Source organism: Prosthecobacter sp. (assembly GCF_044236155.1).
Taxonomy (GTDB): domain Bacteria; phylum Verrucomicrobiota; class Verrucomicrobiia; order Verrucomicrobiales; family Verrucomicrobiaceae; genus Prosthecobacter.
Genome location: NZ_JBIIHA010000034.1, coordinates 25,041 through 46,812 on the forward strand (window position 1 = coordinate 25,041; position 21,772 = coordinate 46,812).

Below are 21,772 nucleotides of genomic sequence, written 5' to 3' on the forward strand. Positions count from 1 at the left end.
GCGGAGCATGACTGACGCCCCGCCGACCTCCGCCGACCCTGGACGCTGGATCCGCTTCGCCCTGGTCATGCTGCCTGTGGGCACGATTTTTCTCGGCATCGCGAGCTTTGGCATCTGGCAGTGGAAGAAGGACCAGGCGGCGGACCGCTCATTCAAATACGCGATGGCGCTGCGCCGACCGATCACGCTCGAAGGCATCCAGCGACATGCCGGCATCGTGCGTGAGGCGCTGGCGAAGCCCGACTGGCCTCTGAGCATCCCCGGCTACCTCGAATCGACGATGGGCGCGGAAAACATGGGCTACACCGTGCGACGGACGCGGCTCGGCGACGAGCAGTCGATCATCGACGCGGAACTCACCGGCAAAACACGTCCGCGTGAGATCGTGATGGCCCTGGTGATTTACGATGGCGATCCGACACGGCTCATCCGGACAGCGAACACCATCGCGGCCTTGTTGGGCATCGCGCACGAGACCACGGGCGAGTCTGTCGTGCGCTCGCTGCGTTTTGCGCTGATCCCCAGCAGCCCCGAGGCGCTCACGCGGATGAAGGAACAGCTCCGTCGGGATGACGAGCGGCTCATGCATCTCTTCCTGCTCGGCAATCCGTCCGCCGATGTGCTGAAGCAAATCCATGACACGTTTGAGACCGCCGCCAGGGGGACGCAGGTGGTCGTTCGTCCCGCAACCAGCACGCCGCAGGAAGCGCTGCCAGCCGCGCAGGAACTCAAGACGCTGCTGCTGCAAGCCGCCGAGAAGCCATGATCGTCACCTGCCGCCAGATGCAGCAATGCGAGGAGGCCGCGTTCGCGCGCGGTGTGAGCGCGGCGGCATTGATGGAGCAGGCAGGCAAAGGCATCGCGAACGTGGTGCGTCAGTTCGCGCCACGTCCCGGATCGCTGGTGCTCTTTCTTGGCAAAGGAAACAACGCGGGAGATGCGCTCGTCGCGGCGCGGGAACTTCTCGCCGATGGCTGGAAAACGCATGTGCGGCTGAGTTGCGAGCCCGAGGACATGAAAGAGCTGCCACGACGGCATTTGGCCTCGATTCGCAGCCATGCGCGGGTGATTGAAGATGCGACGACGTTTGATTTCGACGCGGGCCCGATTGTCAGCCTCGATGGTTTGCTTGGCATTGGCGCGCAGGGACCGATGAAACCCGAGTTGCAGGCGCTGGCACGCGAGATGAACGCGCTGCGCGCGCAGAAGCACGCGCTGACCATCGCGATGGACATTCCCTCCGGGCTCGACGGTGATCATGGCGATGTTTGCGAGGACGCAGTGATCGCCGATGTGACCGCCGTGGTCGCGCAGATCAAAGCAGGCCTGCTCGAAGACGGCGCGGATCATCATGTGGGACGCATCGCGCTCGTGCCGCTGGCTGATTTGGCGAAATGCGAGGGCGATTCGTCCGCGCAGGCGCTCACGCCGGCGATTTTGCGTTCCTGGCTGCCACGTCGTGCGAATGACATGCACAAGAGCGAAGCCGGGCGCGTCGGGATCATCGCCGGATCGCGCGGATTTCTCGGCGCGGCGGAGCTGGCCTGTCGCGGTGCCTTGAGCGCTGGCGCGGGCCTGGTCACGCTGCTCGTCAAAGAAGACGTGTATCCGCTCATCGCGTCACGCGTGCCAGCGGAAGTGATGGTCAAGCCCATCGACGACTACCGCGACGTGCTGGAGATGAAATTTGACGCGCTGGCAGTCGGACCGGGCCTGGGCCTTGATCACGAGAAGGAAGTGCTCGAGGTTTTGAAGCAGTCGAATCTGCCGGTGATCGTGGATGCCGACGCGCTGACCATGCTGGCCGAAAATCCGCAGATTCTGGACAAGACGGTCAAACTTCCGCGCCTCCTGACGCCGCATCCGGGCGAGCTTGATCGGCTGCTGCGCAATTATCCGGGCTGGCATGGCATGAGCCGCCGCAAGGTGACCGAAGCGCTCACCGAACCGGCGCCGGGACGCACGCTGCTGCTGAAGGGGGCGCGCACGGTGATCGCCACACGCGGTCAGCCGACCTTTTTCAACACCACCGGTCATCCCGGCATGGCCAGCGGCGGCATGGGCGATGTTTTGACGGGTGTGTGCGCCGCGTTCGCCGCGCAAAATATGCCGCTGCATCGCGCGGCAGGCCTTTCCGCATGGCTCTGCGGCCGCGCGGCGGAAATCGCGCTGGTTCGTGATTGCATCGCCGCTGAATCGCTTTGCGCGGGAAATGTGGCGGCGCGTCTCGGCGGCGCATTGCTTGATTTGAAGCAAGCCTGCTTCTAAATGGCTTCATGAAACGACGCTTTTTTCTCACGGCGTGTTTGGCATCCCTGGCCGCCTGCAAACGCGGCCCCAAACCCGCGCTAATGACAGCTCGTTTTGAAATCTTGGGGAAAGTAGCCGATGTACATGACGGCAGGCCGCTCGACCTTTTCGATGTGCGGGTCACCTTGACCAATCCCGCGCATTCACCGCTTTATCTGGAGCAGTTGAAGACAAACTACCTGTCGGATTACCTAAAGCTGCGCAATCCTGAGAAGGTGTGCCACATCGTGCAACGCCGTTTGAAAGACGACTGGACTGGCACCGGCCAGGGGTACACTGGTTTTCCAATGCAGCGCAGGCTACTGCCGGCAGGCGGCCAGTTTCAATTCGTCTGCACCATCGCCTGGAGGCTCATCAAGACTCCTGACACCTTCCGCATCCTGATCCGTCATTACGAGAGCAGTGACGGCGGCCGGCCTTGCGAACTGTTTTCACCCGAGTTCTCCATCGAAGCCTGATCTCGACGCATGGCCGCCCACGCTGACCAGTTTTCCATCTCCACCCGTGGCAAGGGCACTTACGAGATCACGGAACGCTGCCAGCAGATCGTGCGGACGAGCGGCATTCGCACCGGCACGGCAACGGTCTTCGTGCAGCACACGAGCGCGAGTCTCGTGATCTATGAGAACGCCGATCCATCCGCACGCACGGATTTGCACAGCTTTTTCGATCACCTCGTGCCGGAGGACACGCCGTATTTCGTGCACACGTATGAAGGGCCGGACGACATGCCGAGTCATCTGCGCATGGCGCTGACGCGAACGTCGGAGGTAATTCCCGTGGTGAATGGACGCCTCGCCCTGGGCACCTGGCAGGGCATTTTCCTTTTCGAACATCGCCGCGCGCCGCACACGCGGAGCATCGTGGTCAGCGTGGTGGGAGAATGAAAAATGACGAAACCAGAGCCGAGCGAAGCGAGACAGACGACTGAAAGGAGCCCGCAGGGAAGCGAAGCGTATCAATGGCGAATGATGAATGAAGGGCCGAATGAGCAAATTCGACATTCCTCATTAGGATTTCGTCATTCCGGCCGCTCTCAAAGCGCCCGCAGATAATCAAACGTGTAGAGGCCGGTATTGTGCCCGTCGCTGAAGTCGAACTGGATGGCGTAGCCGCCGACCATGCGCCAGTCCTTCACGGTGACTCCGGGGAAGCTCTTCTGGTTCGTGCCGCCGATCTTGTTGCCAAGCAGGTCGCGCTCTCCTGTGTTTTCGGCGCTGGGTGAGGCGGCGCGGAGTTTTTCCATCGGAATGAACTGCTCCGTGCCGTCCTGCCACAGGATGGCGACTTCAGAGCCGATGAGTTCGAGACGGGTGGGATGCATGGAATAAAGAATGCAGTGATGGATGACAAAGTTCGCCCGGAAAAGCAAAAGGGACGCCCGAAAGCGTCCCTTTTGAAGATGGTCTGCTGATCGGTGAGGATTAGCGGGAGTAAAGCTCGACGACGAGCTGCTCGTTGGCGATCGGGTTGATCTCCTCACGAACGGGGACGCGGTTCACGGTGCCGCTCATCTTGTCGCGATCGACGGTCATCCAGTCAGCGGCCGGGGTGCCCTGGGTCATTTCGAGGAAACGACCGATGAGCTGCTGGCTGCGCTGGCTGCTGGCACGGGCGGCGACGACGTCACCGGGCTTGCACTGGTAGCTGGCAATGTTCACGACCTTGCCGTTCACGGTGATGTGGCGGTGGCTGACGAGCTGACGGGAGGCGAAGCGGGTGTTGGCAAAGCCCATGCGGAACACGACGTTGTCGAGGCGCAGTTCGAGCATCTGCAGGAGGTTCTCACCGGTCACGCCCTTGCGGCGCTGGGCTTCGGCGAAGAAGCGGCGGAACTGCTTCTCCATGAGGCCGTATTGGAAACGGAGCTTCTGCTTTTCAGCCAGCGCGGTGCCGTATTCGGACGTTTTGCGGCGGGTGTTGCGCGCGCCGTGCTGTCCGGGCGGGAAGTTGCGGGTTTCGAGAGCCTTGGAAGGGGCGAAAATGGCAATGCCGAAGCGGCGGTTGATTTTTTCGCGGGGACCAGTGTAGCGAGCCATAATGAGTTGAGAAAAAGGTGCGTGAAAGATTAGACGCGGCGGGCCTTGGGCGGACGGCAGCCGTTGTGCGGCACCGGGGTCACATCCTTGATGGTGGTGACTTCGACACCGAGAGCCTGGACGGCACGCACGGCGGACTCACGGCCCGAACCCGGACCACGAAGACGAACTTCAGCCTCACGAAGACCATGGCCCATCGCCTGACGGCAGGCGTCCTGGGCGACAACCTGGGCCGCGTAGGCGGTGCCTTTGCGGGAGCCGCGGAAACCCATCTTGCCCGAGGTGGACCAGCCGATCACGCCGCCATTGCGGTCGGTGATGGTGACGATGGTGTTGTTGAACGTGGCGTAAACGTGGACAATGCCGCTGGTGACGTTCTTGGCGCCTTTGGCCTTCGTGATCTTTGGTCCTTCGGCGGATTCACCACCGATTTCGAGCCAGATGCTTTGGGAGACCTGCTTGTCACCGCTGGTGGAGGGACGCTGCTCGGCTGCGGGTGCGGCAGCAGGAGCGGCAGGTGCCGCGGCCGGAGCAGGCGCTGCGGCGGCGGGAGCGGCGGGGGTCGTTTCGTCAGCCATAGTGTGGGGAACGGATCGTTGCGTGAATGATTATTTGGAGGCCTTCTGGGCACCGACGGTCTTGCGCGGACCTTTGCGTGTGCGGGCGTTCGTATGGGTGCGCTGTCCGCGCACTGGCAGGCCGCGACGATGACGATGAGCGCGGTAGCAGTTGATGCCAAGGATGCGCTTCATGTGGATCTGAATCTCACGACGAAGGTCGCCTTCAATCGGGATCTTGAGCGCCTGGATGGTCTGCGTGATCGCGGCGATCTGCTCGTCGCTCAGCTCACCCGCACGGATGTTCGGGTCGATGTTGGTGGCGGCAAGAACTTTGCGGCTGAGGGGAAGACCGATGCCGTAGATATAAGGCAGCGAGTATTCGATCTTCTTTTCGTTCGGGATTTCGACTCCAAGCAGGCGGGCCATAATTCAGTAAGGTGTATTGGGGAAAGTTGGATCAACCCTGACGCTGTTTATGGCGCGGGTTTTTGCAGACGACACGGACGACACCTTTGCGGCGGATGACGCGGCAAAGTTCGCAGAGGGGTTTGACGGAGGTACGGACACGCATACGAGGATGAGAGAAAAGAGTGAGTCTGGGGGAACTCAAAACCCCGCCTTGGAGCGGGGGGAGGGATGTCTAACACACCCGAAAACCCGCGCAAGCTGGATTTTTGCAGTTTTACACAGGTGTTTGAGCCTCTCTGAACAAGTGCGGAGAGCAGTTGCCGCCGCGTGGATGGGAGGCATCATGCGCGCGCATGAAAACCGTCCTCTGCTTCGGCGACTCGAACACCTGGGGCTTCATCCCTGAAAGCATCACCGCTCCCTACCCTGCCAGGCATCCGCACGATGTGCGCTGGACCGGCGTGCTGGCGAAGAAACTCGGCCCGGGTTTCCGTGTCATCGAAGAAGGGCAAAACGGACGCACGACGGTGCACGATGACCCCTTTGCCGCCGTGCGCAACGGCAAGGCCGTGCTGCCGGCCCTGCTCGAAAGCCACAAGCCGCTCGATCTTGTCGTGATGATGCTCGGCACCAACGATCTCAAAGCCGTCTTCGGCGTCTCGCCCGGAGAGATCGCCACCGGTGTGAAGGTGCTCGCGCAAATGATCCTCGCCAGCGACTCGGGCCCCAAGGCGAAGCCCCCCAAGCTCCTGCTCCTATGCCCGCCGGCCATCGGGCAGCACAACCATCTGCCGGACATCGCCGCGAAGTTCCCAAACGCTTTTAATGACAGCCGCGAACTGCCACGGCACTACGAGGCGCTGGCCTCCTCTCTCGGCTGCCCTTACTTGAACACGCAGCCGCTCGTCAGCGCCGGCAGCGACGGCATTCATCTCGACGCAACCGCCCACGCCACGCTCGGCAAGGCAGTCGCCACGCTGGTCAAATCCATCCTTCCTCCCGACGCATGACCTTGATCGAAAAATTTTACCCGGTGATGAAGCCGTGGCTCTTCCGCCTCGACGCAGAGAAAGCACACACGCTCACCGTGAAGCTCATGATCGTGGCGCACCGGCTCGGCATGCTGCAGTCCGTTGTCAGCAAGCCGCGGCAGTCTCGCTCGGTGATGGGCCTCACGTTCCCGAATGTCCTCGGACTCGGTGCCGGCATGGACAAGTCCGCCAGCGCGGTCGATGCCTGGGGCGCGCTCGGTTTTGGCTTCGTCGAAGTCGGCACGCTCACACCGCGCCCGCAGCCGGGAAATCCAAAGCCGCGCCTCTTCCGCCTGCCGGAGCACGAGGCCTTGATCAATCGCATGGGCTTCAACAATCCCGGCATTCACTCCGCCGTCGCCAAGCTCAAGCACCGCAAAACCAAAGCCGTCGTCGGGGTGAATATCGGCAAGAACTTCGACACACCGAATGAGAAGGCCGTGGACGACTACCTCTATTGCTTGAAGGCGGCGTATCAGGTGGCCGACTACATCGCCGTGAACATCTCCTCGCCGAACACGAAGGGGCTGCGCGATCTCCAGGCCGAGGATGCCGTGCGTCAACTGATCAGCGCTTTGAAGAAAGAGCAGGCCGCCTTGAGTAAAGAACATGGCAAAACCGTGCCGCTGCTCGTCAAGATCGCCCCCGACCTCAACGACATGCAGATCGAGGCGCTCGCCCGCGTCTTCAACGAGCAAAACATCGACGGCGTCATCGCCACCAACACCACCATCGACCGCGAAGCCGTCGCCGGACATCGCCTCGCACAAGAAACCGGCGGCCTGAGCGGCGCGCCGGTTCGCGAACGCTCAAATCTCGTGCTGCAGGCCTTCCGCATGTTGTTGAAGGAAAAAACGCCTCTCATCGGCGTCGGTGGCATCGTCAAAGGCGAGGACGCGGTCGAAAAGCTGAAGCTCGGCGCGTCGCTCGTGCAGGTTTACAGCGGACTCGTCTATCGCGGGCCAGGACTCGTGCGCGAGGTGCTGGAGCAGGTTCCTCAGTCTTAATCGCGGGGTCTTCGCCCTCTTGACGCTTCTTCCATCTCCTGCCAGACTCGTAGTCATGGAAACACTCCCCAAGATTCACGAGAAACAACCTGTCGCCGTCGAACTGCCTGCTGGAGACCACTGGTGGTGCGCGTGCGGACTGAGCGGTCATCAGCCAAGCTGCGACGGCAGCCACAAGGGCACCGGCTTCGGGCCGAAGAAGTTCACGCTGCCGGAGGCGAAGAAGGTCTGGCTGTGCAACTGCAAGCACACGAAGAACCCGCCCTTCTGCGACGGCTCGCACAAGGCTCTGTAACGCCCTTTTTCAAGCTGATCGGAATAAGGCTGCCGCGGCGTTCTCTCACGCAGCGAACCCCTCCACCCTGCTCCACGCCCATGAAGTACCTTCCCGTCGTTTTTCTCGCCCTGCTGGCCATTTTCGCCAGCGGCCAGGGCCTTCCGCTCGAACCCGGCCTGCTCGGAGCTGGTGCGAATGACAAGGTAGGGCTCGTCACCTCCGCGTTGATCACGGAAGCGACCGCAGCGGCTCCTGGCACGACGTTTCGTGTGGCGGTGAGGCTGGAGCATGCCAAAGGCGCTCACACCTACGGCAAAGTGCTGCCGCCGGAGATCATCGGCAAGCCCACCAAGCTCGTCTGGACGCTGCCGGAAGGCTGGAAGATGGACGAACTGCCCTGGCCTGCGGTGCATCCTTTCAAGGGAACCGATGGATCGCCCAGCGAAGGCTACGATGGCACGGTTTATCTGCCCGCCGCGATCACGCCCCCCGCGAACGCGGCCGCCGGTTCCAAAGCGGAACTGCAAGTGAAGGTGGACGGGCTCGTGTGCGATGACAAAAGCTGCATGCCCTTCAAGCAGGAGCTGAAAGTCACCATCAGCATCGCGGCGCAGGCTGTGAATGACGCGGCGCAGGCCACCGTTTTCGAAAAGCTGCCGCCTGTGAAAAAAAAAAGCGCTGAGCCCGCGGTGACCCAGGGCGTGGAGACGCCGCCGACGTTCCTTTTCATCATGCTCTCCGCCTTCATCGGCGGAGTGATCCTGAACATCATGCCCTGCGTGTTTCCGGTGCTCGGCATCAAGATCGTCGGCATCGTGCAGCAGGCGGGCGAGGACCGGAAACAGGTCGTGCTGCATGGGCTGATCTACACGCTGGGCATTCTGCTCTCGTTTTGGGCGCTGGGCGGCATCGTGGTGGCGCTGGGCAAGGGCTGGGGCTTCCAGCTCCAATCCGCCGGCTTCAATTACGGCCTGGCCGCGTTCTTCCTCATCTTCGGCCTGAACATGGCCGGCGTGTTCGAGATCGGCGCGTCCGCCGTGGGCGTCGGCGCGAATTTGCAGGCGAAACACGGCCTCGGCGGCTCCTTTTTCTCCGGTTTGCTGGCCACGATGGTGTCCACGCCATGCTCGGCACCGTTTCTCGGCACGGCGCTCGGTTTCGCCGTCAAGCTGCCCGCGCCGCAGGCGATGCTGCTCTTCACGCTGATCGGTCTCGGCCTCGCCAGCCCGTTCCTGCTGCTCTCCGCGTTTCCGAAGCTGGTCAGAGCGCTGCCGCGCCCCGGCGCATGGATGGAGAGCTTCAAGCAGGGCATGTCCTTCCTGCTCTTCGGCACGGTGTTTTACATGCTGTGGGTGCTCACCGGCATGGTGGAGGGTTTGCCGCTGCTGTGGCTCATGCTCGGCCTCGTGCTCGTGGCGTTGGGCTGCTGGATCTACGGTCGCTGGTCGCTGCCGCACAAACCGGCGCGCACAAGGCTGATCGCCGTGGTGCTCGCATTGGCCGCGGCGGCGGGTGGATTGTGGCTCGGCTGGCCGCATGTGGAGAAACAGCCTGCCGGGACGCATTCCGCGAAGTTTGAAAACGGCCTGCTGTGGGAGCCGTGGTCGGAGGCCAAAGTCCAGGAACTCCTCGCCGCCGGAAAACCGGTGTACATCGACTACACGGCCAAGTGGTGCCTGACCTGCCAGGTAAACAAGCGCGTCTATCCTGATGCGAAGATTCAGGAGCTTTTCAAAAAGCACGGCGTGGTCGCTTTGAAGGCCGACTACACCAACGAGGACGAGGTCATCAAGAAATCCTTCGAAGCGCTCGGCAAGGGCGCGGTGCCCGTGAACGCGCTCCACATCCCCGGCGTGAAGGAACCCCATGTCCTGCCGGAAATCCTTACCGTGGACAATCTGAGCGCGGCGCTGAAGCTGCTGGAGAAGTGACCCGAGCGCTCAGCATAAAAAACGGAGTGATGCGGCCGGCATCACTCCGTGGCTGGTCAAAGACGTGAAGAGGCGTCTCGTCGCGGATTACTTTTTCGCCGCCTCGGGAGCGGGTTTGTCAGCTTCGGCGGGCTTTTCGCCGGTCACAGGATTGGAGCCGGGCGCGGGAGCTGGTTTGATCTCCGTCTTGGGAGTTTCCGGCAGCGGCGTGGCAGACGGCGTCCTCAAGGAAGGTGCCGGGGTGGGTGCTGGCGCCGGGGCGGCCGCCGGAGCGGGCGCCGGAGCGGGCGCCGGAGCGGCAGGCAATGACTGCAGCATCTTTTTAACATCAGGCAGGCCACCGGCTGGAGCGTCGCCCGTGGCGGGTGCGGCGGGCTTTTCAGGCTCGGCGAGTATTTCGGAGCGCTTCTTGAGCAGGTTGCTCACCGTGTACTCGCTAACCTCATAAACCCAGCCTTCGAGTTTTTTCTCGTTGGCGAGCTTCTCCTCCTTCTTTTTCTTTTCCTCGGCGAAGGCATCGTCGTTTTTCTTTTTGTCCTCGGCCTTCTCATCCTTCACTGGAGCGCGTTCCTTGGCGATGTCCGCGCTGACGGCGACGGTGATGTAGTATTTGTCACCCGCGCCGTCTTTGCCGGCCTGTTTCACGGCCTGAACATTGTAGGTGAAGCCCTCGAAGGTGACGAGCTTCGCCTTCACAGCATCCTTCATCGTCGTGGCGGCCTTGTCCTTGGCGAGCACGTCGTTGAAGGTGGGGCTGGACAGGAGGCTGGTGAGGTTGGCCTTGCCGTTGTCGAGTTTCTCGCCGGGTTTGGCGGCTTCGAGGGTGAACTCGTTGTCTTCTTCTTTGGCGCGGGAAGCCTTCCAGGAGTCCTCGTGCTTCGCGGCGGTGATTTCGACGGACTTGAGCTTCTGCACGTCGAAGAAGGCCTTTTCGAGCCACGAATCGGCCTTGCTTTCGAGATCGGCGAACGTGTTGCTGATCGTCCAGATGGTCTCGCCATCCTCAGGCATGCGGACGAGACGCTCGCTGCTGCCACCAAACGGCGACGCGTTCTGATTGCCGGAACTGGTGACGTTGCCGCCGAGAACGAGGGATTTTTTGAGGTTCCCTTTGGCGTCGAGCAATTCAACGAGGGTGCCGATGCCGTAGCCGTTCGGCTCTCCGGGAGGCTGGACGCCGATCTTGCCCCAGGACTCCTTGCCCACGAACTGCTTGCGGCTGATCTTCTGCTCCTTGAGGGCGAGAAGGGCGCGGCTGATTTTGTCAAAGCTGGCCTCGTAACCGCCACGCTCGGCGACCGTCCAGACGTTGCCGTTGAGCGAGACGTTGACCTCGTTCTGGGCGTCCTTGACGCGGATTTTCTGGATGCTGTTCACGTCAAAGTCCGGAATGAGCATCTCGCGCATCCCCGTTCCCTTGCGGGAGCCTGTGCTGAGGCGGGATTTGCGGTCCTTCTGCTGATAAAGAGCGGCTCCGATGAGCGCGACGAGCACGACGATCAGAATGATGATCTTTTTCATGATGTGTTAAGCAGGGGTGAAAGTGGGAGGGAAGGATCAGACCGCGGCGGTGGCGGCACGACGGCGGATGGCGAGCAGAATGCCCGCGCAGCTGACCAGCAGCGGGACGGCGAGGAAGTTCAACCACTTGAGCATGGTCTTGGTGTACTCGATCTCCTTGTTCTGATCCTTTTTGATCTCACGCACCTTGCGCGAGAGATCGATGTCATTTTGCATGAGCGCCTCGAGGTCCTTCTGCTGCTGGGGATCGACGATGAAGCCCTTGCCTTTGGAGTCGCGCTTCAAACGCAGCGCGCCCATTTTTTCGGCGATCTTCTCGCGCTCGGACTCCAGGGCCATGAGCTGCGGACGATAGCGGCTTTCCACCTTTTCACGCATCTCCTTGAGCGTGCTGAAGGGGCGCACGGCAGACTTGCGGTTGCGGACCTGGAGAAGGTCGCCACCGCCGGAGAGGACTTCCACGGCATTGAGAATGGCGGGCAGGTTGCCGGTGCGGGAGACGAGCATGCCGGTCATGGGATCCTGCTGCACGCAGAAGGCGTCATAGAGCATGTCCACGTCGGAGAACAGGATGACCGCACCCTCGCTGTTGGCGGATTCCTTCAGCGAGCCGTCGTCTTTCTTCGGCTCCTCCTTCTTGGGCTCTTCTTTTTTCTCAGCAGCAGGAGCGGCGGCCGGTGTTGCTGCGGGAGCGGGTGCCGGGGCTGCGGCGGCCGGAGCGGTAGCAGCAGGAGCTGCGGGAGCCGCAGCGGGTTTCGCCTCGTCCTGCGCGCCGCCTGTTTCAGGGCTGCCGGCGGGCTTGGCTGGCTTGCCGTTGGGGAAGGCGGTCTTGAATTTGCCGGTGAGGCGGAGGGCTAGGATCTGCTTGCGGCCTCCAGCGGTGAAGTTGGTCAGGCCCTGCGGCGAGCGCGCTTTTTCGGCGTCGGCGAGGTCGATCATGGCGGACTCCTCCGAGCTGCTGACGAGGGGCTTCGCGTCGATGCCTTCGCGCTTGTCGATGCTGAAAGACCCGGCAGTGACCATGACGAGGGAATTGAGGCCGGAGGTGATGCGATCCTCGCGGTTGATGGCGTCCGCCGGCAGTTGCAATGCGGTGGGGTTGTTGCGGCCTTGCAGCATGCCGCGGTAGTTCATGTCGGCGACGACGAGGTCGTTCTTGAAGCCGACTCCCCAGGCGGAAAGCAGCTTTTTCAGGTCGGAGGAGGTGTTGATCTGACCACCTGGCTGGCCGGTCATCGGATTCGGCTGGCCGCTGAAGGCTTGGGCGACGACGCTGTTGGGATCGACGAGGGCGATGACCTTGCCACCGCCGAGCAGGAACTGGTCAATGGCGTATTCAGCACCTTCGGAGATGTCCGCAGGATGGATGACGAGCAGCACCTTGATGTTGCTGTCGATCTTGTCCGTGCCCATCGGCACTTCGACGACTTCGTAGTCAGCACGAAGCTGCTGGACGACGACCCACGGCTCCTGCCCCCGCTGGCGCTGGAACGGGAACATCGGTGAGCCCATGACCGGGATGGCGCTCATGACGCCGATGACGTTTTTGGCCGGCTTACTGACCTTTGCGATGGCGCGGGCAATGTCATACTCGATGGAAGAACCTTCGCTCGGAGACGGCGGATTGAGGAAAGGGATGACTTCCTTCTGATCGAGGCACTGGATGGCGAGACCGAAGTAGATTTTGTCACCTTCCTGATTCACGGGCCCCATGTCCTGGATTTCGTCCTCACGAGCCTTGTCTTCCTCCTCCGTGTTCGGATTCGGATGGATGGTTTCGAGGATGATCTTGTCACCGGAGGCTTTCACGAGCTCCAGCAGCAGGTCCTCGACGGCGCGGACATGCGGCTTGAGCACGTTCGGCATGACGCGGTCGTCCGTGGTGTGGTAGAAGCGGATGGTGACCGGCTCGTCCTCGTTGAGGCGGCTGAGGATGTTTTTCGTGCCTTGGGAGAGGGTGTAGATGCGGTCTTCCGTGAGGTCGATGCGGAAGTTGCCGAAACCAAGGCCGCCGACGAGGAAGTTCAGGACGACGACGATGGCAATGACCAGGATGGCGGTGATGCCGGTGGTGGCTTGCTTGCTGTTCAGATTCACGCTCATGGGATCAAATCAGGTTTGTGGTTGGCTTGAGGGTGAAAATCAGGCGCGCTTCGAGCGAAGAGCCTGGTTTGTGATGAAAAGAGTCACCACGATGACCGACAGGAAGTAGAGGACGTCACGGAAGACAAAGATGCCCTTTGTCAGCTCGTAGAAGTGGTCCATGAAGCTGAAATAGCTCACGAAACGCACCACGCTCTCCGCCCAGGACGGCACGGTGCTGACAATGGCCTGCGTGACGCCGGGATCTCCGATCAGCGCGATCACGATGCAGAAAGCGACGCTGACGATGAAGCACACCACCTGGCTGCGAGTGATGGCGCTGACCGCGCAGGTCACCGAAAGGCACGCCATCGCGTAAAGATAACTGGCGATGTAGCCGCTGATGATCGGGCCCATATCAGGCTCGCCGAGGTAGCAGACCGTCCATACGATGGGGAAGGTCAGCGTGAGGCCGATGAGCCAGACGCAGGCTGCGGCGAAGAATTTCCCGAGAATCGCCTGCCATGGCGAGACGGGCATGGTCAGCAGCAGCTCGATGGTGCCGAGACGATGCTCCTCGGACCACAAGCGCATGCCCACCGCCGGGGCCAGCACGGTGTAGATCCACGGATGCCAGACGAAGAAACGCTCGGTGAGGGACACATCCTCGCTGTCGAGGATGCGCGAGAAGAAGAAGGGAAAGCCCATCGCCGCCAGCAGGAATATGACGACGATGACGTAGAGCACGGGAGAGTTGAAGTAAGCCAGGAACTCCCGCTTGAAGACGGCCAGTGTGTTTTGGATGTCTCGGTTTCGCATGGTGGTTGGAGATGGGGTGAAAATTTGGTGGAAAGGAGAAATCACGCGGCCTTCTTGTGCGTGTCAGGCTTGGTGATGCTGCGGAAGACTTCGTCGAGAGAGTTTGCACCAGGAACGAGCTTCTTGAGCTTCTCCGGCGTGCCGTCTGCGACGATTTTGCCACGGTCGATGATGATGGCGCGGGAACATGCGGCCTCGACTTCCTCCAGGATGTGGGTGGAGAAGATGATGGCCTTGTTCTGGCCCATGCGCTTGATCATGCCGCGCACCTCATGCTTTTGGTTGGGATCGAGGCCGTCCGTCGGCTCGTCGAGGATGAGCACGTCGGGGTCATGAATGATGCTCTGGGCGAAGCAGGTGCGGTGACGGTACCCCTTGGAGAGCGTGTCCACGCTTTGATTGCGCACGCGGTCGAGGAAGCACAGGTCCAGCACACGGTCGATCGCCTTCGTGCGCTCCGCACCGTGCAGCCCGCGCATCTCGGCGCAGAAGCCGAGGAAGCTCGCCACCGTCATGTCGGAGTAGAGAGGCGCGTTTTCCGGCAGATAACCGAGGCGCTGTTTCGCCTCCTCGGGGTTCTCCAGCATGTCAATGCCGCACAGGCTGACGCTGCCGCTGGTGGGGCGGAAGTAGCCTGTGACCATGCGCATGGTGGTCGATTTGCCGGCGCCGTTCGGCCCGAGGAAGCCGAGCACTTCTCCTTTTTCCACGGAGAAGGAAATATCATCGACGGCCACCTTGGTGCCGAATACCTTGATGAGGTTTTTGACTTGGATCATAACGTCGTTGGATCGGTTGGTTGGGAGTTAACGCCGCAAGGAGGCGGTCATGTGTCCCGCGTCCTCCGGACATTCAATCGCGGAGCGGTGTTTTAGGGGGTGACTTGATCTTTTCAACTGAATTTTAGGAGTCTGCCGGGGCGGCTTCAACACGACGGATGACAATCAGGTTGCGCGAAAATTTTCAACGTGACGCCACCTTCCGACCACCTACATTCCACGCCCTCCGCGACCAGCCCATGCTTTCCAACCAGAATATCGACCCGACGAAGGATTTGTCGCGAAGGCCTTTCGTGCTGTGGCGTCCGTTCATCGCCGCGTGGGAATGGCTGGTGCCGCCCACCGTGGCGCACCGCGACCGGCAGTCCCCGCTGGCGCGCTGGATCGCAGGATTCGTGATCGTCAGCATCAGCGCCACGCTTTTGATTCTCGGTGTCGTTTATGCCAGGCCTCTGAAAAACTCGTACAAGAACATGCGCGCGGAAAGCATGGTGAAGGAAGCCCGGCGGATGATGGAAAACGGCCAGGGCGTCAACGCGGTGATGAAGGCACAGGAGGCTTACCAAAAAGCGCCCGAGAGCCTGGAGGCCATCCGACTGAACTTTGAGTACTTCACCCTGATGAAGCGCGACACCGCGCTCTACTTCTATGACAAACTCAAGGAGCTCGAGGCCCTGAACTCCACCGATGAGCAACTGCATGTGCGATGCCTCCTCAATCTCGGCCGCCCCAAAGAGGCATCCACCGCGCTCGAAAAAATCATGCAGGTCGAGCAGCCCAGCGAGGCGTTGATGAAACTGGCCGAGGAAGTCTGGGGCAAACGCGAGCAGAACAAGCAGCTCCTCAACATCCTGCGCAACTACTGCCTGACACACCCCGAGGACAAGGAAAGCCTGCTGCGCCTTGCCAAGGTGCAGATCAGTTCGAGCAGTCCTCTCGAGATCGGCGAAGGCATGGACAATCTCTGGAGCCTCGCGGACCAGGATGATGTTCTAGGGCTGCAAACCTTGGAATTCATCAACAGCCTCCCCTCGCTGACACCAGAGGACACCACCAAACTTGTACAACGCCTCAAAACTCATCCCAAGGGCGACGAGCGGCATTATGTGACCGCCTTGAAACACGAAGTGAGGCAGTCGCCAGGACGCAAAAAAGAAATCGTGATGGAGGCGACAGAAAAATACCGCGGGAAAAAACGCGATGAACTGGCGCCCTTCGTCCGCTGGCTGGTAGAAGAAGGGGAATTCGCCCAGGTGCTCACCATTCTCCCGGAAGAGGAGGCGAAGTCCCACCAAGGACTGCTGGAAAACTACCTCAACGCCCTGAGCATGCTCCAGCGTTTCGGAGATGTGGAACGCATCGTCAATGATCCCAAGATCACCAGCATCCTCGACCCGACCACCATCGCGATGTTCCGCGCACATCTGGCTTTTGTGCTGAAGAAGCCGTCCGAGGAAATGCGCTCGAAGCTGATCCTCGCGAAAGACGCCGCCGAGGTCAACGGCCGCTACCCTGCCCTGCTGCAAATCGCCCGTTACGCCGAGGAACGCGGCCATTTTGACATCGCCGAGGATGCCTATCGCCTTACCATCAAAGCGGCCCGCCGTGCCTCAGCACCGCCGCGTATCGAGCGTGAGGCCTTCGGCGGGCTGATCAAGGCATGTGAGGCCAACCACAACACCGAATCCCTCCTCCAGGCCACCACCGAGGCCGTCCAACGCTGGCCTGACGACAACACCTTCATTGAGCGCCACCTTTACACAAGCCTCCTGGCGGGCAAAAACATCGAACTGGCCCTGCGTAACTCGCAGGAACTCCTGCGCATCCAACCCAAGGACAATCTGCGCAAACTCACCGTCGCCCTCGCGTTCTGGCGGCTGCAGGACATTCAGCAGGCCGTTTCATTCCTTCAGTACATGGACCTGAATCTTCTCACCGAAGGTCAGCGGGCCGTCTTCGCCGCCATTGCGGACAGCGGCGGGTTCCATGACGAAGCCAAAGGTGTCATCAAGGCCATCAGCCCGCAGGCGGATATGCTGCCGGAGGAACGCCGCTGCTACGAGGCTCCTTTGAAGCAATAATTGATTGGCTCATGGAGGCTTCTGGTCTGCGGCACAAAAAAGGCCGCCTTCTTGAGAGGCGGCCTTGAAAAAATCCCAGTGGCGGAGCGGACGGGGCTCGAACCCGCGACCTCCAACGTGACAGGCTGGCGTTCTAACCAACTGAACTACCGCTCCTTTGCCGTTTGGGGCCGCGATAGTAAACGCTGCCCCCTTTCTGGCAAACGGAAACTTCCACCACCCGCATTTTCCCCCGAAATAACTCACAGGCTTCATTCTGCCGTGCGTTTTCGTGGAAAAACAGCCGAGGCTAGCAGCGGCGTCATGCATCAATGCCATGAATGGGAAGACGAACGAGTCGTCGGCTGACCTTTCGGCAAGGACTCAGGGGACCTCTTCGCCGGAGCCGGTGTAATACCAGCCGACGACCCTGCCATCGAGAGTAACAGCCTGGGCTTCGACGGGCTGCGGGCCAAAGATGGTCTTGGCGTTGTAATTAACCTTCACCACCCAGCCGGACTTACCCTGCACAGGAGCGGGTTGCGCCTCCTGCCAGTGGGTGATGTTTTCGGGAGTGATTTCCGTCACCTGGCCGTTCTGCATGCTGGCGATGAGCAAGGGGTAGGTGCCATTGCCTGCACGCACCGGCTTGCCACCGGGCTCAACCTCGCTGCTGGAGGGGGTCGTGGCAGGCGAAACGGCACGCGTGGCCTGCTGCTGCGCCTTGCGCGCAGCGATGGCCTTCAACTCCTCCGCACGCAGCACCTTCCACTTCTCGTAGGCGTCGTTGAGTTGGGCCTTCAAATCCGTGGCATCGAGAGGAAGCCGCGCCCGGGCCGGGGAGGTGGCGGTGGGGGCCAGGACCAAAACACCGTTCTCCGCACCGAGGGCGGTGGCCTTGCCGCCGGCGGCGACCTTACTGGCACCGACGCTCATCTTGAACTCGGCATCCTGCAGGAGTTTCACCTCACGCGGGAAGGCGGAGGGCGGGATTTTAAGCCAGTTGCCGGTCAAAACTTCGATGGGGTCGAACTTGGGCCCTTTGGAAGCAACGTCAGGCGTGGACGGTGCCGGCGCGGCGGTTGCGATGGTGGTGGCAGGCATCGTAGACTTTGGGGACTCCTGCTTGGCGACCGGAATGGGTGACGGCGCGGTTTCGAGCGCGACGGGCGGCGCAGTCTCCACGTTTTTCACAGGATCGTTCTTGGGCTTGGGAGGATTGAGGCTTTTGAAGACAATTTTCTGTCCGGGCGGCGCGAGGAAGTAATCGTAGGCGCAAAAAAGACCGCCGATGATGAGGATGGTGTAAACGAGGGATTTCATGATTTGGGGGAATGACTCATGCCACGCGCATGTGTGAGCGTGGAGTTACTTCAACTTCTTGGGCAGGCAGTTACATTTTTCTGTAAAAAGTGCCCAAAAATATCCAGCGGGACACGAGGCTTGCGGGCGCGGATGCACGCGCTACATAGCGCGCATGCCTCAGCCCAACCTGCTCCTCGGCGTGAACATCGACCACGTCGTGACCCTGCGTCAGGCGCGCTACCGCGCCATGCTCGATTCCCCCAACGCGGAACCTTCCGTCCTCAGCGCGGCGCTGGAGGCCGAGGCGGCGGGCGCGCACTCCATCACCGTGCATCTCCGGGCCGACCGGCGCCACATTCAGGACGATGACGTGCGCCTGCTGCGCCAGAGCATCCGCACAAAGCTCAATCTCGAAATGGGCAACACCCGCGAGATTCTCGACATCGCGCTGGCCGTGCGTCCGGACTTTGTCTGCATGGTACCGGAAAACCGCGAGGAAGTGACCACGGAAGGCGGACTCGATGTGGCGGGACAACGCGAAGCGCTGCGCGCCACGGTGGAGGCGCTCGGAGACAACGGCACCCGCGTCAGCATGTTCATCGATCCAGACCTCGACCAGGTCCGCGCCAGCGCGGACATCGGCGCCGCCATGATCGAGTTGCACACCGGCACCTTCGCCAATCATGCTGGAGATCAACGCCGGGCCGAGGTGGAGCGCCTGCGCGCCGCCGCCGAGCTCGGACACGAGCTGGGCCTGCAGATCAACGCCGGCCACGGCCTCACCACCCGGAATCTGCCGGATCTCTGGCCCGTCCCGCACCTCGCGGAGCTGAACATCGGCCACCACATCGTCTCACGCGCCATTTTCATCGGACTGCAGGCCGCGGTGAAGGAAATGCTCGCCGTCATGGCCGCCTACCGGGGCTGATCTGAGATGAAAGCCACAGGCATCGGCATCGACCTGGTCGAAGTGGCCCGCATCCGCGAGATGCTGGAGAAGCACGGCCCGCGCTTCAAGGAACGCACCTTCACCAGCGGCGAGATCGCCTACTGTGACTCCTGTGCCGACCCCGCCATGCACTACGCGGCGCGCTTCGCCGCGAAAGAAGCCGCGGCGAAGGCGCTCGGCACCGGCTTGTGGAATGAAGGCGTGAACTGGACCGACATCGAAGTCTTCCGGGAGGAAAGCGGCAGACCCGTTCTCATCCTCCACGGAGCCGCGAAGAAACATGCCGGTGACGCCGTCTGCCTCGTCAGCCTCACCCACACACGTGAACTGGCCATGGCCCAGGTGCTGCTGAGCTGAGCTTTTTCTTTCCGCTCCCCCTTCCCTCCGCTAGACTCCGTCCCATCCTCCCATGCGACGCGCAATTTATCCCGGCAGCTTCGATCCGCTCACCAATGGACATCTCGATGTGCTCCAGCGCGCGGCGGGCATTTTTGACAGGCTCATCATCGCCGTCGCACGCGACAACGCCAAACAGAGCCTCTTCAGCGTGGAAGAGCGCGTCGAACTGATCCGCTCCGCCACGGCGGAAATCAACGGCATCGAGGTCATTCCCTTCGAGGGCCTGCTGGTGAACTTCGCCCGCGAGCACCGTGCCTGCGCCCTCGTGCGCGGCCTGCGCGCCGTGTCTGACTTTGAATTCGAGTTCCAGCTCGCCCTCATGAACCGTAAACTCGAGCCGAACCTCGAAACGCTCTTTCTCATGCCACGCGAAGAATACACCTACATCAGCAGCCGCCTGGTGAAGGAAATCTGCCGCCTGGGCGGGCACATCGAGCAGTTTGTTCCCCCAAACGTGGCCGCCGCACTCCGCGCCAAGCTCCAATCCTAAATCACCCGCCATGCACCGCCCGTTTCAAATCGACCTGCGCTCCCTCCCCGACGAAGGCAGGGACATTGTAGGCCAGGAACCGCCCTCGTTTTTCGGTCTGGACGAAAAAGACCCGATTCAGGCCGTCTCCCCTCTCAAATACGAACTCCACATCGAGCGTGACGGGGGCGACCTGATCGTCACCGGACGCTTGGAGGCCGTTTTCAGCCTCGAATGCGGCCGCTGCCTCGAGCGCTACGAGCATCGCGTCGAACTTGCCCATTATTCCGCCGAACTGGAGATTGAGAAGGATCCCACGATCAACTTGACGGATACCATCAGGGAAGATACTCTCGTGGCCCTTCCGAGCTACCCACGCTGCGAGGGCGGCAATGTCCGTCCCCGTCAGTGTCCCGCCGAAGGCAGGTTTGAAAACGTGCTGGAAACAGCCGAGGACGAACCTCAAAGCGCGGGCCCGGGTGTGTGGGAAGCCTTGAACAAACTGAATTAGACCCCCACCCCGACACTCTCATGGCCAATCCGAAGCGCAGACAATCCAAGAGCCGCCAACGCATGCGCCAAGGCGCAAAACGCTGGAAGGCACCCACCCTCAAGAGCTGCCCTGAATGCGGCACCACCGTCCCCGGCCATGTCGCCTGCCCGTCCTGCGGCTACTATCGTGGCCGTCAGGTCATCAGCAAAGTCGCCGGCGAAAGCTGATCATACTTCAATCAGTCCTTTCACCCGACACGTCCTTCCGACGTGTCGGGTTTTTTGTTTTTCCTCCCCGCTGTAATTGCGCAGAAAGGCGACGCAATCAGCACATTTTTGATCCAGTTCGGCAACCATCCCAGCAGCCGAGCCGGAACTGACGAGAGCTTCAGCAGTTCTAAGGCGTCATGGTGTTGGAGTTGCCCAGTGTTACTGCGGAAGGAAGGCCATCATTCCAGGTTATTGGCCGAAAAAGAACTGTCCGCGTGATCCGGCTGCCTCTTTGGACTTCAAAGAGTGGTGCTCGGGAAGGGACTCGAACCCTTAAGCCTTTCGGCACAAGATCCTTAGTGCCTCCTGCAGGATCAATGATTTGCGCTTCTTTGCTGAAAATGAGTTCTGTATGCTCCTCGTTACCGATCAGGATTTCGGCGTTTTGGCAAGGATCGGCAGGAATCGGTTGGTTCGGTGTCATGCTCTGACATGCCACAGAAGAAATGCTCCCTCAAACCCCATCGAGGGTGTCCGGGGGTGCGGGCAGTTCACGAATCCAGCGGCGCAAATCACGGGCGCATCACAGATCGAAAATCTAATGGGCACCAGATGCGCAGGGTGCGAGGCAATGTGGAATTTTGCAGGCGCGAGTGGGGGTGCGAGAACCGGAGGCGCACCGGTTATGTCATTCGTCGTCATGCCAGTTCTCGTTGCGCAACAACCTGCACGCATCCGAAGGTGCATACGGTGGTCGGCGGTGCCTCGTTTTGACATGCTAGCATTGGCATGGACAATCCAACATCTGCCGCCAAAAGCTCATCACCCATAGCTGAGGTATCCTCGCCCGATGTTCTCTGGACCATTGATGACGTAGCGCGCTACGCGCGATGCAGCGTCCGCCACATCACTGAACTCCGCCGCCAAGGCCTGCCCTACCGAAAGCTCGGCCACCTGGTCCGATTCAGTCCCGAAGCGGTGAAACGGTGGTTTGAGGATTAGGGCGTGTTTTAAAATTGTACAGATAGAGCAACTGGTGTAGCGAGAAGAATGGAATTACATCCAAGCTATCAGTTGGCGGTGCCCAAGCTGGCCCGTGTTATAAGAGCCATAGATTCCTAAAT

The 21,772-nt window shown here is 61.0% G+C and carries 25 protein-coding genes and 1 tRNA gene; 15 read left to right on the plus strand and 11 right to left on the minus strand.

Translation table 11 applies throughout. The features are described from left to right. Window positions 1–7 precede the first annotated feature (7 nt). Genes ACILSE_RS20615 through ACILSE_RS20630 form a run of 4 tightly spaced genes read left to right on the plus strand, consistent with a single transcriptional unit; the run spans window position 8 to window position 3,197 of the window. Window positions 8–766 carry a hypothetical protein gene (locus ACILSE_RS20615; RefSeq protein ID WP_395719329.1) on the plus strand — a complete coding sequence of 253 codons (759 nt, stop codon included), beginning with the start codon at window positions 8–10 and terminating at the stop codon, window positions 764–766. After that, on the plus strand, window positions 763–2,268 hold the full coding sequence (locus tag ACILSE_RS20620) for an NAD(P)H-hydrate dehydratase (protein ID WP_395719330.1): 1,506 nt from the start codon (window positions 763–765) through the stop codon (window positions 2,266–2,268). The genes ACILSE_RS20615 and ACILSE_RS20620 overlap by 4 nt, the downstream gene beginning before the upstream one ends. 8 nt (window positions 2,269–2,276) lie before the next feature. Beyond that, complete coding sequence (locus ACILSE_RS20625) at window positions 2,277–2,768, plus strand: hypothetical protein (protein WP_395719331.1); 492 nt, start codon at window positions 2,277–2,279, stop codon at window positions 2,766–2,768. A 9-nt stretch (window positions 2,769–2,777) separates the two neighbouring features. Then, complete coding sequence (locus tag ACILSE_RS20630; protein WP_395719332.1) at window positions 2,778–3,197, plus strand: secondary thiamine-phosphate synthase enzyme YjbQ; 420 nt, start codon at window positions 2,778–2,780, stop codon at window positions 3,195–3,197. A 149-nt stretch (window positions 3,198–3,346) separates the two neighbouring features. On the opposite strand, the gene ACILSE_RS20635 is transcribed toward ACILSE_RS20630, so the two are convergent. The 5 genes from ACILSE_RS20635 to rpmJ all read right to left on the minus strand — a co-directional run bounded on the left by ACILSE_RS20635 (window position 3,347) and on the right by rpmJ (window position 5,480). Continuing rightward, a complete protein-coding gene (locus tag ACILSE_RS20635; protein ID WP_395719333.1) occupies window positions 3,347–3,634 on the minus strand; it encodes a gamma-butyrobetaine hydroxylase-like domain-containing protein in 288 nt (95 codons plus the stop codon). A gap of 100 nt (window positions 3,635–3,734) precedes the next feature. Further along, complete coding sequence (gene rpsD, locus ACILSE_RS20640) at window positions 3,735–4,349, minus strand: 30S ribosomal protein S4 (protein WP_395719334.1); 615 nt, start codon at window positions 4,347–4,349, stop codon at window positions 3,735–3,737. 29 nt (window positions 4,350–4,378) lie between these two features. Beyond that, complete coding sequence (rpsK, locus tag ACILSE_RS20645) at window positions 4,379–4,927, minus strand: 30S ribosomal protein S11 (protein ID WP_395719335.1); 549 nt, start codon at window positions 4,925–4,927, stop codon at window positions 4,379–4,381. Between the two features lie 30 nt (window positions 4,928–4,957). Further along, window positions 4,958–5,335: a 30S ribosomal protein S13 gene (gene rpsM / locus ACILSE_RS20650; RefSeq protein WP_395719336.1), complete on the minus strand. Its 378-nt coding sequence runs from the start codon at window positions 5,333–5,335 to the stop codon at window positions 4,958–4,960. Between the two features lie 31 nt (window positions 5,336–5,366). Beyond that, window positions 5,367–5,480 carry a 50S ribosomal protein L36 gene (rpmJ, locus tag ACILSE_RS20655; RefSeq protein ID WP_133796336.1) on the minus strand — a complete coding sequence of 38 codons (114 nt, stop codon included), beginning with the start codon at window positions 5,478–5,480 and terminating at the stop codon, window positions 5,367–5,369. Between the two features lie 190 nt (window positions 5,481–5,670). Here rpmJ and ACILSE_RS20660 point away from each other — a divergent pair, with 190 nt between their 5' ends. From ACILSE_RS20660 to ACILSE_RS20675, 4 genes are all read left to right on the plus strand, one after another. Further along, complete coding sequence (locus ACILSE_RS20660; protein WP_395719337.1) at window positions 5,671–6,327, plus strand: GDSL-type esterase/lipase family protein; 657 nt, start codon at window positions 5,671–5,673, stop codon at window positions 6,325–6,327. After that, window positions 6,324–7,355: a quinone-dependent dihydroorotate dehydrogenase gene (locus ACILSE_RS20665; protein ID WP_395719338.1), complete on the plus strand. Its 1,032-nt coding sequence runs from the start codon at window positions 6,324–6,326 to the stop codon at window positions 7,353–7,355. The genes ACILSE_RS20660 and ACILSE_RS20665 overlap by 4 nt, the downstream gene beginning before the upstream one ends. Before the next feature lie 55 nt (window positions 7,356–7,410). Continuing rightward, complete coding sequence (locus ACILSE_RS20670; RefSeq protein ID WP_395719339.1) at window positions 7,411–7,650, plus strand: CDGSH iron-sulfur domain-containing protein; 240 nt, start codon at window positions 7,411–7,413, stop codon at window positions 7,648–7,650. An 80-nt stretch (window positions 7,651–7,730) separates the two neighbouring features. Further along, window positions 7,731–9,563 carry a cytochrome c biogenesis protein CcdA gene (locus ACILSE_RS20675; RefSeq protein WP_395719340.1) on the plus strand — a complete coding sequence of 611 codons (1,833 nt, stop codon included), beginning with the start codon at window positions 7,731–7,733 and terminating at the stop codon, window positions 9,561–9,563. A gap of 87 nt (window positions 9,564–9,650) precedes the next feature. On the opposite strand, the gene ACILSE_RS20680 is transcribed toward ACILSE_RS20675, so the two are convergent. The 4 genes from ACILSE_RS20680 to ACILSE_RS20695 are packed head-to-tail and all read right to left on the minus strand — an operon-like array spanning window position 9,651 to window position 14,764. Next, window positions 9,651–11,084 carry a DUF4340 domain-containing protein gene (locus tag ACILSE_RS20680; protein WP_395719341.1) on the minus strand — a complete coding sequence of 478 codons (1,434 nt, stop codon included), beginning with the start codon at window positions 11,082–11,084 and terminating at the stop codon, window positions 9,651–9,653. Between the two features lie 36 nt (window positions 11,085–11,120). Then, complete coding sequence (locus tag ACILSE_RS20685; protein ID WP_395719342.1) at window positions 11,121–13,187, minus strand: GldG family protein; 2,067 nt, start codon at window positions 13,185–13,187, stop codon at window positions 11,121–11,123. Between the two features lie 39 nt (window positions 13,188–13,226). Then, window positions 13,227–13,985 carry an ABC transporter permease gene (locus ACILSE_RS20690; protein WP_395719343.1) on the minus strand — a complete coding sequence of 253 codons (759 nt, stop codon included), beginning with the start codon at window positions 13,983–13,985 and terminating at the stop codon, window positions 13,227–13,229. Between the two features lie 41 nt (window positions 13,986–14,026). Beyond that, entirely contained in the window at window positions 14,027–14,764 is a 738-nt protein-coding gene (locus ACILSE_RS20695; RefSeq protein ID WP_395719344.1) for an ABC transporter ATP-binding protein, read from the minus strand. Window positions 14,765–15,003: 239 nt separating this feature from the next. On the opposite strand from ACILSE_RS20695, the gene ACILSE_RS20700 reads away from it, so the two are divergent. Continuing rightward, window positions 15,004–16,845, plus strand: a complete 1,842-nt coding sequence (locus tag ACILSE_RS20700; protein ID WP_395719345.1) for a hypothetical protein — start codon at window positions 15,004–15,006, stop codon at window positions 16,843–16,845. Between the two features lie 79 nt (window positions 16,846–16,924). On the opposite strand, the gene ACILSE_RS20705 is transcribed toward ACILSE_RS20700, so the two are convergent. Together ACILSE_RS20705 and ACILSE_RS20710 are read right to left on the minus strand one after the other, a co-directional pair. Continuing rightward, a tRNA-Asp gene (locus ACILSE_RS20705) sits at window positions 16,925–17,001 on the minus strand. Window positions 17,002–17,208: 207 nt separating this feature from the next. After that, a complete protein-coding gene (locus tag ACILSE_RS20710) occupies window positions 17,209–18,147 on the minus strand; it encodes a hypothetical protein (protein WP_395719346.1) in 939 nt (312 codons plus the stop codon). A 154-nt stretch (window positions 18,148–18,301) separates the two neighbouring features. Between ACILSE_RS20710 and ACILSE_RS20715 the strand changes: the two genes are divergently transcribed. The 6 genes from ACILSE_RS20715 (at window position 18,302) to ACILSE_RS20740 (ending at window position 21,650) form a co-directional block, all read left to right on the plus strand. Beyond that, a complete protein-coding gene (locus ACILSE_RS20715; RefSeq protein ID WP_395719347.1) occupies window positions 18,302–19,057 on the plus strand; it encodes a pyridoxine 5'-phosphate synthase in 756 nt (251 codons plus the stop codon). 6 nt (window positions 19,058–19,063) lie between these two features. Further along, window positions 19,064–19,435 (plus strand): holo-ACP synthase, encoded by a 372-nt coding sequence (acpS, locus tag ACILSE_RS20720; RefSeq protein WP_395719348.1) that lies wholly within the window; start codon window positions 19,064–19,066, stop codon window positions 19,433–19,435. Between the two features lie 52 nt (window positions 19,436–19,487). Then, window positions 19,488–19,967 carry a pantetheine-phosphate adenylyltransferase gene (gene coaD, locus ACILSE_RS20725; protein ID WP_395719349.1) on the plus strand — a complete coding sequence of 160 codons (480 nt, stop codon included), beginning with the start codon at window positions 19,488–19,490 and terminating at the stop codon, window positions 19,965–19,967. Window positions 19,968–19,977: 10 nt separating this feature from the next. After that, window positions 19,978–20,457, plus strand: coding sequence for a YceD family protein (locus tag ACILSE_RS20730; RefSeq protein ID WP_395719350.1), 480 nt, complete (start codon window positions 19,978–19,980; stop codon window positions 20,455–20,457). Window positions 20,458–20,477: 20 nt separating this feature from the next. Further along, window positions 20,478–20,666 (plus strand): 50S ribosomal protein L32, encoded by a 189-nt coding sequence (gene rpmF, locus ACILSE_RS20735; protein ID WP_395719351.1) that lies wholly within the window; start codon window positions 20,478–20,480, stop codon window positions 20,664–20,666. Between the two features lie 771 nt (window positions 20,667–21,437). Beyond that, window positions 21,438–21,650, plus strand: coding sequence for a helix-turn-helix domain-containing protein (locus ACILSE_RS20740; protein WP_395719352.1), 213 nt, complete (start codon window positions 21,438–21,440; stop codon window positions 21,648–21,650). The last annotated feature ends 122 nt before the right edge of the window (window positions 21,651–21,772 follow it).

Bases quoted from the DNA above. Each gene is read 5' to 3' on its own strand.
- ACILSE_RS20615 (WP_395719329.1), top strand. From the start codon at position 8: ATGACTGACGCCCCGCCGACCTCCGCCGACCCTGGACGCTGGATCCGC.
- ACILSE_RS20620 (WP_395719330.1), top strand. From the start codon at position 763: ATGATCGTCACCTGCCGCCAGATGCAGCAATGCGAGGAGGCCGCGTTC.
- ACILSE_RS20625 (WP_395719331.1), top strand. From the start codon at position 2,277: ATGAAACGACGCTTTTTTCTCACGGCGTGTTTGGCATCCCTGGCCGCC.
- ACILSE_RS20630 (WP_395719332.1), top strand. From the start codon at position 2,778: ATGGCCGCCCACGCTGACCAGTTTTCCATCTCCACCCGTGGCAAGGGC.
- ACILSE_RS20635 (WP_395719333.1), bottom strand. From the start codon at position 3,634: ATGCATCCCACCCGTCTCGAACTCATCGGCTCTGAAGTCGCCATCCTG.
- rpsD (WP_395719334.1), bottom strand. From the start codon at position 4,349: ATGGCTCGCTACACTGGTCCCCGCGAAAAAATCAACCGCCGCTTCGGC.
- rpsK (WP_395719335.1), bottom strand. From the start codon at position 4,927: ATGGCTGACGAAACGACCCCCGCCGCTCCCGCCGCCGCAGCGCCTGCT.
- rpsM (WP_395719336.1), bottom strand. From the start codon at position 5,335: ATGGCCCGCCTGCTTGGAGTCGAAATCCCGAACGAAAAGAAGATCGAA.
- rpmJ (WP_133796336.1), bottom strand. From the start codon at position 5,480: ATGCGTGTCCGTACCTCCGTCAAACCCCTCTGCGAACTTTGCCGCGTC.
- ACILSE_RS20660 (WP_395719337.1), top strand. From the start codon at position 5,671: ATGAAAACCGTCCTCTGCTTCGGCGACTCGAACACCTGGGGCTTCATC.
- ACILSE_RS20665 (WP_395719338.1), top strand. From the start codon at position 6,324: ATGACCTTGATCGAAAAATTTTACCCGGTGATGAAGCCGTGGCTCTTC.
- ACILSE_RS20670 (WP_395719339.1), top strand. From the start codon at position 7,411: ATGGAAACACTCCCCAAGATTCACGAGAAACAACCTGTCGCCGTCGAA.
- ACILSE_RS20675 (WP_395719340.1), top strand. From the start codon at position 7,731: ATGAAGTACCTTCCCGTCGTTTTTCTCGCCCTGCTGGCCATTTTCGCC.
- ACILSE_RS20680 (WP_395719341.1), bottom strand. From the start codon at position 11,084: ATGAAAAAGATCATCATTCTGATCGTCGTGCTCGTCGCGCTCATCGGA.
- ACILSE_RS20685 (WP_395719342.1), bottom strand. From the start codon at position 13,187: ATGAGCGTGAATCTGAACAGCAAGCAAGCCACCACCGGCATCACCGCC.
- ACILSE_RS20690 (WP_395719343.1), bottom strand. From the start codon at position 13,985: ATGCGAAACCGAGACATCCAAAACACACTGGCCGTCTTCAAGCGGGAG.
- ACILSE_RS20695 (WP_395719344.1), bottom strand. From the start codon at position 14,764: ATGATCCAAGTCAAAAACCTCATCAAGGTATTCGGCACCAAGGTGGCC.
- ACILSE_RS20700 (WP_395719345.1), top strand. From the start codon at position 15,004: ATGCTTTCCAACCAGAATATCGACCCGACGAAGGATTTGTCGCGAAGG.
- ACILSE_RS20710 (WP_395719346.1), bottom strand. From the start codon at position 18,147: ATGAAATCCCTCGTTTACACCATCCTCATCATCGGCGGTCTTTTTTGC.
- ACILSE_RS20715 (WP_395719347.1), top strand. From the start codon at position 18,302: ATGCCTCAGCCCAACCTGCTCCTCGGCGTGAACATCGACCACGTCGTG.
- acpS (WP_395719348.1), top strand. From the start codon at position 19,064: ATGAAAGCCACAGGCATCGGCATCGACCTGGTCGAAGTGGCCCGCATC.
- coaD (WP_395719349.1), top strand. From the start codon at position 19,488: ATGCGACGCGCAATTTATCCCGGCAGCTTCGATCCGCTCACCAATGGA.
- ACILSE_RS20730 (WP_395719350.1), top strand. From the start codon at position 19,978: ATGCACCGCCCGTTTCAAATCGACCTGCGCTCCCTCCCCGACGAAGGC.
- rpmF (WP_395719351.1), top strand. From the start codon at position 20,478: ATGGCCAATCCGAAGCGCAGACAATCCAAGAGCCGCCAACGCATGCGC.
- ACILSE_RS20740 (WP_395719352.1), top strand. From the start codon at position 21,438: ATGGACAATCCAACATCTGCCGCCAAAAGCTCATCACCCATAGCTGAG.